The sequence below is a fragment of the Hymenobacter sp. B81 genome, assembly GCF_044628455.1.
Lineage (GTDB): Bacteria > Bacteroidota > Bacteroidia > Cytophagales > Hymenobacteraceae > Solirubrum.
In genome coordinates, this window is the sequence record NZ_JBIYZW010000001.1 from 2,251,524 (window position 1) to 2,264,029 (window position 12,506).

8 protein-coding genes are annotated in these 12,506 nt (G+C 67.9%); 6 read left to right on the top strand and 2 right to left on the bottom strand.

Annotated features, from left to right (window positions below; translation table 11 throughout):
• The first annotated feature begins 53 nt into the window (after nt 1-53).
• Complete coding sequence (locus ACE191_RS09945; protein ID WP_400192050.1) at nt 54-1,040, top strand: XdhC family protein; 987 nt, start codon at nt 54-56, stop codon at nt 1,038-1,040.
• On the opposite strand, the gene ACE191_RS09950 is transcribed toward ACE191_RS09945, so the two are convergent.
• Both ACE191_RS09950 and ACE191_RS09955 read right to left on the bottom strand, forming a co-directional pair.
• Nucleotides 1,037-1,522: a GNAT family N-acetyltransferase gene (locus ACE191_RS09950; RefSeq protein WP_400192051.1), complete on the bottom strand. Its 486-nt coding sequence runs from the start codon at nt 1,520-1,522 to the stop codon at nt 1,037-1,039. The two genes, ACE191_RS09945 and ACE191_RS09950, sit on opposite strands and share 4 nt — an antisense overlap.
• 41 nt (nt 1,523-1,563) lie before the next feature.
• Nucleotides 1,564-3,444, bottom strand: coding sequence for an ABC transporter ATP-binding protein (locus ACE191_RS09955; RefSeq protein ID WP_400192052.1), 1,881 nt, complete (start codon nt 3,442-3,444; stop codon nt 1,564-1,566).
• 480 nt (nt 3,445-3,924) lie between these two features.
• Here ACE191_RS09955 and ACE191_RS09960 point away from each other — a divergent pair, with 480 nt between their 5' ends.
• The 5 genes from ACE191_RS09960 to ACE191_RS09980 all read left to right on the top strand — a co-directional run bounded on the left by ACE191_RS09960 (nt 3,925) and on the right by ACE191_RS09980 (nt 12,438).
• Entirely contained in the window at nt 3,925-5,103 is a 1,179-nt protein-coding gene (locus tag ACE191_RS09960) for an MFS transporter (RefSeq protein ID WP_400192053.1), read from the top strand.
• Nucleotides 5,104-5,256: 153 nt separating this feature from the next.
• Nucleotides 5,257-7,314: a hypothetical protein gene (locus ACE191_RS09965; RefSeq protein ID WP_400192054.1), complete on the top strand. Its 2,058-nt coding sequence runs from the start codon at nt 5,257-5,259 to the stop codon at nt 7,312-7,314.
• Between the two features lie 280 nt (nt 7,315-7,594).
• The gene (locus ACE191_RS09970) at nt 7,595-9,649 is read left to right on the top strand and encodes a DUF3858 domain-containing protein (RefSeq protein ID WP_400192055.1); all 2,055 of its coding nucleotides are present in this window, start codon (nt 7,595-7,597) and stop codon (nt 9,647-9,649) included.
• 4 nt (nt 9,650-9,653) lie between these two features.
• Nucleotides 9,654-11,621: a DUF3857 domain-containing protein gene (locus ACE191_RS09975; RefSeq protein WP_400192056.1), complete on the top strand. Its 1,968-nt coding sequence runs from the start codon at nt 9,654-9,656 to the stop codon at nt 11,619-11,621.
• Between the two features lie 241 nt (nt 11,622-11,862).
• On the top strand, nt 11,863-12,438 hold the full coding sequence (locus ACE191_RS09980) for a hypothetical protein (RefSeq protein ID WP_400192057.1): 576 nt from the start codon (nt 11,863-11,865) through the stop codon (nt 12,436-12,438).
• The last annotated feature ends 68 nt before the right edge of the window (nt 12,439-12,506 follow it).

Consider the following 12,506-nt stretch of genomic DNA (forward strand, 5'->3'; position numbering starts at 1 on the left):
GGCTGAATCGCCACCCCACCCACCCCTTGGATTCGCTTTCCGTTCAGTCTCCCGTGCCGCGCGACTTACTCGTGTGGCAGCACGCCATGGCCTGCCTGCGGGCCGGCGTGCCCGTTACGCTGCTGCTGGTGGCCCAGAGCAGCGGGGCCAGCCCCGGCCGGCAGGGCTTCAAGATGAGCGTGGCCCCGGGCAGCATGACGGGCTCGGTGGGCGGGGGCATCATGGAGCACAAGTTTGTGGAGCTGGCCCGCGACCGGATGCAGCGCCGCGACCACACCGTGCTGCTGCGCGAGCAGATTCACCGCGCCGAGGCCCCGCACGACCGCTCGGGCATGATTTGCTCGGGCCAGCAGACGCTCATTCTGCTGCCCCTGCAGCCGGCCCACCTGCCCACGGTGCACGCCGCGGCCGAGGCGCTGGAGCAGGGCCTGCCCGGTACCCTGCACCTCACCCACCTGGGCGAGCTGAGCGTGCACCTGGGCCACACCGGCCGCCCCGCCCAGCTGCAGGCCTCGGCGCTCAACCCCGCGCACTGGCACTACAGTGAGCCGTTGGGCTACCGCGACCGGCTCACCATCGTGGGCGGCGGGCACGTAGCGCTGGCCTTGTCGCGGGTGATGGGTACGCTGGACTTCCACCTGACCGTGTTCGACGACCGGCCGGGGCTGAACACGCTGCTGATCAACCCCCACGTGCACGAAAAGCGCACCCTGCGCAGCTACGAGGAGCTGGCCTACGAGGTGCCCGAGGGCCCCAACCAGTACGTGGTCATCATGACCTTCGGCTACCGCTCCGACGACGTGGCCGTGCGCCAACTGCTCAACCACCGGCTGGCCTACCTGGGGCTGATGGGCAGCGAGGCCAAAATTGCCCAGCTGCTCGCGGGCCTGCGCGCCGACGGCTACGAGGAGCCGCAGCTGCGCCGCCTCTACACGCCCATCGGGCTGCCCATTCACAGCCGCACGCCCGAGGAAATTGCCATCAGTGTGGCCGCCGAAATCATCCGGGTGCGCAACGCCCCGCTGGCCGACGCCCGCTAGCGGCCGGGCCGCTCATCCGCTTCGCCCACGGGCAGCAGCTCCTTTTCCAGCACAATCATCAGCCCGTGCGCGCCCTGGCAGGTGCCTACTACCTCGAAGCCGTGACGCAGGTTGAGGATGAGCATGCTGCGCCAGCGGTTGTAGGTCTGGGTGCGCAGGCGGCGGTAGCCCTGCCGGCGGCACCATTGGTGCTGCTGCTCCATGAGCGCGGACGCCAGGCCCTGGCCCCGCCGCTCGGGCCGCACGGCTCCCAGCCAGCTGTAGTAATGCCCGGGCTTCCGCTCGTAGCCCAGCTTACAGCCCACCACCTGCCCCTCGGCCCAGGCCAGCCAGAGCTGCACCGGGCCGCGGGCCTGCTGGTAGCGCAGCTCGGCCAGCCAGGCGGCGCGGTCTTGGTCGTCGAATACCAGCGCGAGCAGGTCGAGCAGGGCTTCCAGGGTGGCGCCGGCGGGCAGGTCGGGCAGGTATTCGAAGCGCGTCATGGCGGGGTTTGTGGATGGCGGGCCACAAGGTAAGGCTGGCGTTACCGATACCCCGCGGCCTGCAGCTGGAACAGCTCGGCGTAGCGGCCGCCGCGGGCCAGCAGCTCGTCGTGCGAGCCCAGCTCCTGCAGCTGGCCGTGCTCGATGACCAGGATGCGGTCGGCCATGCGCACGGTGCTGAAGCGGTGCGAGATGAGCACGGCCGTCTTGCCGCGGGTGAGCTCGGCGAAGCGCTGGAACACCTGGTGCTCGGCGCGGGCGTCGAGGGCGGCGGTGGGCTCGTCCAGAATCAGCAGCTGGGCGTCGCGCATGTAGGCGCGGCCCAGGGCAATCTTCTGCCACTCGCCCCCGCTCAGATCGACGCCGCCCGCGAAGCGCCGCCCGATCATCTGCTCGTAGCCCTGGGGCAGCTTCTCAATCACCGAGTCGGCCAGGCTGCGGGCGGCGGCGCCCTCGATGCGGGTCTGATTCTGGCGCTCATCGATGCGGCCCACGGCGATGTTCTGGCCGGCGGGCAGCTGGAAGCGCACGAAGTCCTGGAAGATGACGCCGATTTCCTGGCGCAGCTCGGCCGGGTCGTACTCGCGCAGGTCGTGGCCGTCGAGCAGGATGCGGCCCTCGGTGGGGTCGTAGAGGCGGGCCAGCAGCTTGACCAGGGTGGTTTTGCCGGCCCCGTTTTCGCCCACCAGGGCCAGCTTTTCGCCGGCGCGCAGCCGGAAGCTCAGCCCGCGCAGGGCCCAACGGCTGCCGCTGCGGTACTGAAAGCCCACCTCCTCGAAGGTAAACCCCTCGCGGATGGGCCGCGGAAAGGGCCGGTAGGGCGCGGCCGCGTCGCGCACGATGCGGGGGCGCAGGGCAAAGAAGTCGAAGAAGTCCTGCAGGTAGAGCGCGCCGTCGGCCAGGGCGCTGAAGCGGCTGAGCACGCCCTCAAGCAGGCCGCGAAGGCGGGCAAACGAGCCGGCCAGGAAGGTGAGGTGGCCGATGGTCATCTGCCCGCGGGCCGCCTGCATGATCAGGTACACGTAGGCTGCGTAGTAGCCCAGCGTGCCGATGGCGGCGAAGACCGTGCCCCAGCCGGCGCGGCGGATGACCAGGCTCTTGTTGCGGGCGTAGAACTCGGCCGACAGCGTTTCGAACCGGTCGATGAGAAAGCCCGAGAGGCCGAAGATCTTGACTTCCTTGGCCGTCTCGTCGGAGGCACCGGTCTGGCGCAGGTAGTCCAGCTCGCGCCGCTCGGGCGTCCAACTGTGCACCAGGGAGTAGCTGCGCTCGTTGAAGTGCGACTCGCCCAGAAAGGCCGGCACCACGGCCACGGCCAGCAGCAGCAGCAGCCAGGGCTGAAAGGCCACCAGCCCGGCGGCCAGAAACAGCATGGTGATGAGGTCCTGGGCCTGGCCCAGCAGCTGGGCCATGAGGGTGGAGCGCGACAAAGTCTGGCGGCGGGCCCGCTCGAGCTTGTCGTAGAAAGTGGCGTCCTCAAACTGGTCGAGGTCGAGGGTGGCGGCGTGGGCCATCAGCCGCACCGACGAGCGGTTGGCCAGCAAGTCGCCGAGCAGGGAGTCGAGCAAAGCCACGCCGCGGCCCAGGCCGTCGGACAGGATGGCCAGGCCCAGCTCCAGGGCCACCAGCGTGAGCACCGGGGTGAGTGAGGCCGCGCCGGGGTCGGGCAGCTGGCTCAGGCGCACCACCTCGTCGATGATGAGCCGGGCCACGTAGAGCACGGCCAGCGGCAGGGCCGCGCGCAGCAGGCGCAGGGCGGCGTTGGCCAGCAGCAGGCGCGGACTGGTTTGCCACACCAGGCGCATGAAGGCCGGGATGTGGCGCAGGGCGGCGGCCCGCTCGCGCAAACTTAGTTGGGGCTTGCCCTCGGGCCGGGGCCGGCGGGCCGATATCGATTGAAACAGGTTGGTCCAGAAGCTCATGGGCGGCAATCAGGGCAAGCGCCGCGCCGAAACCGGGCGGCGGCCGTTTTGGCAGCATACGCAGGCGGCGCGGTGGGCGGGTGGACCTCCCCCCCGGCTGCTAGCTGACAGCTATTAGCTGATGTGCGAAGCGGGGAAGCCACGGCGGCGCAGACGGGGAGTATTGCCCCGGCTTGGAGCACGCCCTGAGGGCGAGGGGGTGCGTGCTGGCGGCGCGGAGTAAACGTAGTGGTGCCACGGCTTGGAGCCGGGGCACCACTTGCTTTAAGCTGGAGCTGGCAGCCCCTGCCGTGCGGCGGCGGATTTGGTATTTTTCCGGGTCGGGTTCCGGTGCAAGGTCCGGGGTAGGTCCGTACTTTCTCCATACTTCCCGGCCTGGAGGCCCGGCGCGGCAATTGGCTTAATCCCGGATTGCCCGCCGACGAGCTGCCCGCCAAAATGCGGGCTACCTTTGCGGCGTTATCCGCGTACGCCTGCCCTATGCCCACTACTGACAAGGTCTATTCAGCCGGTTTCTGGCTGATGTGCCTGAGCTCGTTTCTGTTTTTCCTGAGCTTCAACCTGCTGATTCCCGAACTGCCCGACCACCTCACCCGCCTGGGCGGGGGCGACTACAAGGGCTTCATCATCGGGCTGTTTACCGTCACGGCGGGCCTCTCGCGCCCCTTCAGCGGCAAGCTGGCCGACACGGTGGGGCGCATTCCGGTGATGGTGGTGGGCTCGTTGGTGTGCTTTATCTGCGGGTTTTTCTACGTGTGGGCCGGCACCGTGGCCTCGTTTCTGACGTTGCGCCTGCTGCACGGCTTCAGCACCGGCTTCAAGCCCACGGGCACGGCGGCCTACATTGCCGACATCATCCCCTACGAGAAGCGCGGCGAGGCCATGGGTTTGCTGGGCGTGGCCGGCAGCCTGGGCATGGCCGCGGGCCCGGCGGTGGGCGGCTACATCACCCAGTGGTTTTCGCTGAACACCCTGTTTTACCTCTCCAGCGGCGCGGCCCTGCTCTCGGTGCTGGTGCAGGGCACCATGACGGAAACCCTGCCGGTGGCCCAGCGGCAGCGCTTCAGCTGGGGCCTGCTGCGCATTCGCTGGAACGAGGTGCTGGAGCCGCAGGTGCTGATGCCCTCCCTGGTGACGCTGCTGTGTTTGTTTCCGTTTGGGGTGCTGCTGACCGTGGCCCCCGACCAAAGCCGCACGCTGGGCATCGACAACAAGGGCTTGTTTTTCACCAGCTACACCCTGGCCTCGCTGCTGATCCGCTTGGTGGCCGGCCGCGCCTCCGACCGCTACGGCCGCGTGCCGGTGCTGCGGGTATCGACGCTGATGATGGCCGGGGCCCTGGTGCTGCTGATTCTGGCGCACTCGCCGCTGGTGTTTCTGGCCGCGGCGGCGCTGTTTGGCCTGTCCACGGGGCTGAACTCGCCGGCCCTCTACGCCTGGACCATCGACCTGAGCCACCCGGAGCGGCGCGGGCGGGCGGTAGCCACCATGTACATCGCGCTGGAAATCGGCATTGGGCTGGGCGCTATTCTGGGGGGCTGGCTGTACTCCAACGAGCCCGGCCGCCTGCCGCTGGTCCACGGCCTGAGCGCGGTGAGCGTGGCCCTGGCCCTGGTGTGTTTGTACCGCGTGCCGGCCCGGCAGCCCGTAACCGGATAAGCCAGGCAAAGCGGCGTTTTTTCGCGGCGGACTCCGGTGGCCTGGCCGCAGCCGCTACCTTTAGGCTGGCGAATTATGATTCCGCGCCGGCTGAGGGCCGGGCGGCTCCTACTCGTCCTGGCTGATTTATTCTACCCGGTCTTTTGTCGGACTATGACGCTGCTTATCCGCTGCCTGCTGGCCCTGCTGCTGGCTTCCGTGGCTACTGCCCACGCCCAGGAGGCGCCCATCAAGTTCGGCAAGGTGGAGCCCCGCGACTTTGACGCCACGGCTTACAAGGGCGCCGACGCGGCCCCGGCCGTGGTGCTCTGCGACTACGGCCGACTCCGCATCGAGGGAGCACACGACGGCTTCAAGGTGGTGCTGGAGCGCATTACCCGCGTGCTGATTGTGAACAAGGATGGCTACGAGCACGCCACCGTGCACGTGCCGCTGTACCGCCGCGAAGGCAAGGAGGAGCTGCTCACGCAGCTGCGGGGCGCCACCTACAACCTGGTAAACGGCCAGGTGGAAAAGCACAAGATGGAAGACGAATCCGTCTTTCACGAGCAGATTGACGCCCGCCACGCCCGCCGCCGCTTCACCCTGCCCCGGGTGCGCGAAGGCTCCATCATCGAGTACAGCTACGTGGTCAAGTCGGGCTTCCTGTACAGCCTGCCGACCTGGAATTTTCAGCACGACATTCCGGTGGTGTGGAGCGAGTGCCGCGCCGAGCTGCCGGCGTTTTTCGTGTACAAGGAGTTTTCCCGCGGCTACCACCCCTACGCCGTGCAGACGCACGCCGTGGTGCCCTATACCACCTTGTACCGCGCCTCCGAAGAGGCAGGCATGGGCCTTTCCTCCAACAACACAGTGATGCAGCGCCTGAGTACCAGCGCACTGGGCGGGCGCTGGGTGATGCAGGACGTGCCTGCCTTCCGCCCCGAACCCTACATGACCACCGAGCGCGACTACCGCGCCGCCCTGGACTTTGAGCTGCACCTGACGCAGTTCGACCCCACCCGCCCCCGGCCGGTGACCTCGACCTGGGAAAAGATTGCCGCCCAGCTGCTCAAGCAGGAAGACTTCGGGGGGCTGCTCAAGCGCGAAGACTTTGCCGGTGCCTTCAGCAACCAGTCGCCGCTGACGGCCGAGGCGCAGGCCCTGGCCAAGCACCACCCCAACCCAGCCGAGCGGGCGGCGGCCGTGCGGGCGCTGGTGCAGCAGAATCTGCGCTACACCGGCGAGGAGAGCCTGTTTGCCCGCACGCCCCTGCTCGGCAAGCTGGTTCAACTGCGCCAGGGCAACGCCGCCGAGGTAAACCTGCTGCTGGTGCACACCCTGCGCGACGCCGGTCTGGAAGCTCACCCGGTGCTGGTGAGCACCCGTGACCACGGCCGCATTCAAACGGAAGTGCCGCTGGTGAATCAGTTCAACTACGTGGTAGCCCACGTGGCTTTGCACGACCAGCCCGCGGGCCTGCTGCTCGATGCCACCGAACCGCTGGCCGCCCCGGGCACCCTGCCGCTGCGCTGCCTCAACGGCCAGGGCCGGCTGATTGCGCCCGGCGGGGGCCGCTGGCTGCCGCTCACGCCCTCGCAGAAGCACCTACGCCTGACCAACGCCCGCCTGAGCCTGGGTGAGCAGGGCGAGTTGCGGGGCACGGTGAACGTGGAGTACAACGGCTACGCCGGCCTGGCCGAGCGCGGCCGCCTGGCCGAAAACGGCGAAAAAGCCTACCTCACCCGCCTGCTGCAGCAGCACCCCGACTGGCAGCTCACGCGCAGCGCCGTGCAGCGCGCCGACGAGCTGACCAAGCCCCTGCTGGTAGCGCTGGATTTGACCGTACCGCCCGCTCAGGCAGCCCCAACCACCCTGTACCTGCCGCTGATGCAGCTGTTCACCGACGCGCAGAACCCCTTTCAGAGCGACGCGCGCAGCTACCCCGTGGACTTCGGCGCCGCGCACGAGTACGTGACCACGGTGCAGCTGACGCTGCCGCCCCGCTACCGGATCAGCGAGTTGCCCGGCCAGCTGCTGCTCGACTTGCCCGGCGGCCAGGGGCGCTACAGCTACGAGGCCACCCAGCAGGGCAACGTGCTGCAGCTGGTGAGCCGCCTGCAGCTGCGCAAGACCGAGTACAAACCCAGCGAATACCCGGCCCTGCGCGAGCTGTTCATCCGGGCCCAGGCCAAGCACGCCGAGCCGCTGGTCCTGCAGCGCCAACCCTAGCGCAATAAAGTGCAAAGCCGGCTTGCAAATGTGCTGGTAGCTATTTAGTTTCCGGACCGTAAGCCTGCTGCCAGCCTGCTCCCGGGAAGTAAGCGGCGGGCATTATCTGTCACGGTTATTTCAGATTGTTAGCCAATAGTCCTACTTTTATGCTGCGAAATCCCGGCCCCGGCTGTTTGGGCCCGTCTCCCCGGTTTATCGGCTTCTCTGGTCCGGCCGCTGCTGGCCGCGGCCGGCTTCTGTCTTAGTTTCTACCCCACCCCAGCTTACCTTACCTGCTATGACCCCATTTCTACGCCGCTCACTGAGCACGGCCGCGCTTGGCTGCGCCGTTGCGGGAGCCGCCCTGGCCCAGCCCGAACCCATCAAGTTCGGCAAGCTCGACCCCAAAGACTTCGACCAAGCCAGCTTCGTGGCCGACAGCGCCGCCGAGGCCGTGGTGCTCTGCGACTACGGCGTCTCGCGCTTCGACGTGAGCCCCAAGGGCGGCTGGCGCATCGTGTTTGACCGGGTAACCCGCATCAAGATTCTCAAGAAAAGCGGCTACGACTGGGCCAGCGTGGAGGTCCCCCTGTACCGGCGCGGCAACGACGAGGAAAAACTCATCGGCCTGAAAGCCTTCACCTATAACCTGGGGCCCAAGGGCGAGGTGGTCAAGGAAAAGATGGAAACCTCGGCCGTGTTTACCGAGCAGCAGGACGCCAACCGCTCCCTGCGCAAGTTTACGTTGCCCAACGTGCGCGAAGGGTCGGTCATTGAGTTTGCCTACACCGTCAACTCCGACTTTCTGTTCAACTTCCAGGACTGGCAGTTTCAGCACAGCATTCCGGTGCGCTGGAGCGAGTACCGCGCCCACATTCCCGAGTACTTCTACTACAAGCAGCTCAACCAGGGCTACGAGCCGCTAGTGGTGCAGGAGCAAACCAACAGCATCGGCCAGTTTACCGTGCGCTACGCCACCGACCAGGGGCAGCGCGACCTGACCAGCCGGCTCAACACCACCGAAACGGCCATTCTTACGCCCCAGATGACGGACTACCGCTGGGCCATGAAGAACGTGCCGGCCCTGCGTGCGGAACCCTACATGACCACCCCGCGCGACTACGTGGCGCGCATCGACTTTGAGCTGTCCGGCGTGAAAATGCCGGGCCAGGGCTACGACGACGTTACCAGCTCCTGGGGCAAGATGCAGCAGGACCTGCTGGAAAACCCGGAGTTCGGGGTGCAGCTCAATAAGGGTGGCTTCCTGAAAGCCGACATTGCCGCCATCGTGGCCAAGTACCCCAACGGCGCCGACCGCGCCGCGGCCGTGCACGAGCTGGTGCGCAAAAACGTGAAGTGCAACGGCGAAGCTTCGCTGTGGAGCCGCACCGGCATTCGCAAAACCTGGGAGCAGCACACGGGCAACACCGCCGACGTGAACCTGCTGCTGATTGCCCTGCTGCGCGACGCGGGCCTGCAGGCCAACCCCGTGATTCTGAGCACCCGCACCCACGGCCGCGTCGACACCTCGTTTCCGCAGCTGCAGCGCTTCAACTACGTGGTGGCCCACGTGCAGCTGCCCGACAGCCAGCAGGTGCTGGCCGACGCGAGCGAGCCGCTGGCGCCCTTCGGCATGCTGCCCCAGCGCTGCCTCAGCGGCCAGGGCCGCCTGATCATGGACGCCAAAAACGGCAAGTGGATTCCCCTGCTTACCCCGCACCGCTACATGCACTTCCGCTCGGCTCAGCTCACCCTCGACGAGAAGGGCAACATCGTGGGCAAGGTGCGCGACGAGCACGACGGCTACCTGGGCCTGCACCAGCGCGGCCTGCTGCAGCGCGACGGCGAAAAGAAATTTGTGGAAAAGCTGCTGAAGGAGCAGGAAAGCTGGAAGATCGACAAGTTCGCGTTTCAGCAGGTTGACTTGCTCAACAAGCCCCTGGCCCTGGACCTGGACGTGCGCATTCCCTCCGAGTCGGACCAGGCACTGGGCACCATTTACCTCTCGCCGCTGAGCCACCTGAGCGACCAGAGCAACCCCTTCAAGCAGCCCGAGCGCCGCTTCCCGGTGGACCTGGGCGCCCGCCTGGAGGAAACCAACATGCTCACCCTCACCGTGCCCGACAACTTCACGGTGGAAGAGCTGCCCAAGAACGTAGTGCTCAACATGCCCGACGGCGCGGGCCGCTTCCTGTTCAACATCACCCCCGTGGGCAACAAGCTGCAGATCATGAGCCGCCTGATGCTGAACCGCCCGGTGTACTACGCCGAGGAGTACCCCGGCCTGCGCGAGTTCTACGAGCGGGCCCTGGCCAAGCAGGCCGAGAAAATCGTCCTCAAACGCAAGTCGTAACTCCGTGCGCTCCTTCTTCTCTGCCCTGACGGCCAGTCTGCTGGCGGCGCTGTTGCTGGTGGCAGCGCGGCCGGCCACAGCCGCCTACGCCGGCGGGGGCGCCCAATGGCCGGCCTTTGCCATTGCCGCCGCCTTGCGCGAAAATGCCCACGCCGTGGTGCGCCAGCGCGACGACGTGGTGCGGGTGGAAGCTGCCGGTCGGGTGGTGCACGGCGTGCGCCAGGTTGTTACCGTGCTCGATGCCCAGGGCGACGAGCACGGCGCCGTGACGGTGTTCTACAGCAAGCTCGACCAGATCAACTACCTGCGCGGCCGCCTCTACGACGCGGCGGGCCAGCCGGTGCGGGCCCTCAAGTCGTCGGACATCCGTGACTATAGCGCCGTGAGCAACGGCAGCCTGTACGAGGACAACCGCGTGCGCGTGGCCGACCTGCGCCAGCCCCGCTACCCCTACACGGTAGAGTTCGAGTACGAGGTGACTTCGGAAAACGGCCTGTTTCTGCCGGGCTGGCAGCCGCAGGAAGAAGAGCACCTGAGCGTGGAATACGCCACGCTGCGCGTGACCACGCCCGCCGATCTGCCGCTGCGCTACCTGGAGCAGCGCCTGCCCGCGGGCGCAGTTACGGCCAACGGCCAGGCCGAGGGCAGCAAGCGCATGTACGCCTGGCAGCTGCGCGACCAGCCGGCGCTGGAATGCGAGTGGGCCGGCCCGCGCCTGCGCGAGCTGGCTCCGGCAGTGCTGCTGGGTCCTTCGCGCTTCGAGGTGCAGGGCCACGCCGGCGACATGAGCACCTGGCAGACCTTCGGCGCCTGGAACTACGCCCTCAACCAGGGCCGCGCTGAACTGCCCGCCGAAGTGAAAGCCCGGGTGGCGGCGCTGGTGAAAGACGCTGCCGACGAGAAGGAGCGCGTGCGCCGCGTGTACGGCTTACTGCAAAGCTCCACCCGCTACATCTCGGTGCAATTGGGCCTGGGCGGCTGGCAAACCTTCCCGGCCAGTACCGTGGCCGCCACCGGCTACGGCGACTGCAAAGCCCTGTCGAACTACTGCATGGCTTTGCTCAAGGAAGTGGGCGTGGAAAGCCACTGCGCCCTGATAGCCGCCGGGGCGGGCCGCCCCGCCCTGCAGGACCGCTTTCCGGCCCAGCAGTTCAACCACGTAATTCTGTGCGTGCCCCTGCGCCAGGGCCCCAAGGCCGATACGGTGTGGCTGGAGTGCACCTCGCAGAGCGAGGCCTTCAACTACCTGGGCGACTTCACCGGCGGCCGCCACGCCCTGCTGCTCACCCCGCAGGGCGGCCGCCTGGTGCGCACCCCCACCTACGCCGCTCCCGACAACCGCCAGTTGCGCCGCGCCGAGGTGCTGGTTGATGAGCAGGGCAACGCCCGCGCCACGGTGCGTACCATTTCCACTGCCCGGCAGCAGGACGAGCTGAGTCAGCTGCTGCAGGCGGCGCCCGAAGATCAGCGCAAGCGCGCCTATTCCCGCCTGGGGCTGGCCGCCGTTACCATCGAGCAAAGCAGCTGGCAGCCCGACCACCGCGGCCAGTTGCCGGCCGTGGTCGAGCGGCTTACCCTGGCGCTGCCGCGCTACGCCTCGCTCACCGGCCGGCGGCTGTTCCTGGCGCCCAACCTGCTCAACCGCCTGCCCGCCGCCCCGCCGCGCATCGGCGCCCGGCGCACGCCCCTGGTGTTCGATATGGGTTTCGTTGATGCCGATACCGTGCGCTACCAGCTGCCGGCCGGCTACAAGCCCGAGTCGGTGCCCGCCCCGGTGGAGCTGACCACGCCCTACGGCAGTTACCGGGCCCAGGTGCAGGTGCTGCCCGGCGGCGCGGTGCAGTACATCCGCCGCCTGCAAATGCCCCAGGCCCGCTTCGAGCCGACCCAGTACGAGGCCTACGAGGACTTCCGCCGCCGCGTGAGCCAGGCCGACCGTGTGCAGCTAGTGTTCGTCAAGTCGGAATCGTAAACCGGTTTCTGTCGGCTCTTCTTCCCGGCCCCGCCCGTGCAGCTTGCGCGGGCGGGGCTTTTTGCTGAAAACGGGCCAGCACCCGCTCATTGTTCGGGCCTGCCAGGGCGCGGGCAGCCGCTGCGCTGCGCCGAAGAAGCGGCCGACCGCGCAAGCTGCACGGGCGGGCGTACCTTGGCTAGGCTGCTCGGTTCCGGCACGAATCTGGCCCGGGAGTGGCCCCGACCTCAGCTACCTGGCCATGCTCCTCCCGCTTCTTCTGTTTCGCCCGCTGCTGGCTGCCCTGCTGTGGCTGCCCCAGCCCACTGCCCTGCCCATGCCTGCAGCTTCACCAGACCAAGCCAGCCGCCCCGCCAATTTCTGGCGGCCGGTATCGGCGGCCGCGCGGGCCCGGCTCGGGGCTCCGCGCTTTGCCGCGGCCGGCTCCCGCGTGCTGGCGCTCGACCTGCCGGCCCTGCGCCGCTACCTGGCCCGGACACCCGCCCAGGGTGCCCACCCCACCCCGCTGGTGCTGCCGCTGCCCGACGGCCGCCAACCCGCGTTCCGGGTGCAGCTCAGCAGTGTAATGGCTCCCGAGCTGGCGGCCAGGTTTCCCGAGCTACGCGCCTACACCGGGCAGGCCGCGGCGCTGCCAGCCACCGACGCCCGCTTCGAGGTGACGCCCGCCGGGCTGCGGGCCCAACTGATAGTCGGCGGCCAGGTATTCCTGATCGAGCCCTACCGGGCCGGCGACACCCGCCACTACCTGTGCTTTGCCAAAGCCGCGCTACCCCCCGGCAGCAAGCAGTGGAGCGAGCCGCCGATGGGTGAAAAATAGGCTGCGCCGCAGCCTTTTCCGACGCCGGTTGTCACTTCATCACGGCACCGAAATTTGCCGAAATGGCC

What these genes read in the sequence shown, in the direction of transcription:
- ACE191_RS09955 (WP_400192052.1), bottom strand. Translation starts at nt 3,444, where the DNA reads ATGAGCTTCTGGACCAACCTGTTTCAATCGATATCGGCCCGCCGGCCC.
- ACE191_RS09950 (WP_400192051.1), bottom strand. Translation starts at nt 1,522, where the DNA reads ATGACGCGCTTCGAATACCTGCCCGACCTGCCCGCCGGCGCCACCCTG.
- ACE191_RS09965 (WP_400192054.1), top strand. Translation starts at nt 5,257, where the DNA reads ATGACGCTGCTTATCCGCTGCCTGCTGGCCCTGCTGCTGGCTTCCGTG.
- ACE191_RS09960 (WP_400192053.1), top strand. Translation starts at nt 3,925, where the DNA reads ATGCCCACTACTGACAAGGTCTATTCAGCCGGTTTCTGGCTGATGTGC.
- ACE191_RS09980 (WP_400192057.1), top strand. Translation starts at nt 11,863, where the DNA reads ATGCTCCTCCCGCTTCTTCTGTTTCGCCCGCTGCTGGCTGCCCTGCTG.
- ACE191_RS09970 (WP_400192055.1), top strand. Translation starts at nt 7,595, where the DNA reads ATGACCCCATTTCTACGCCGCTCACTGAGCACGGCCGCGCTTGGCTGC.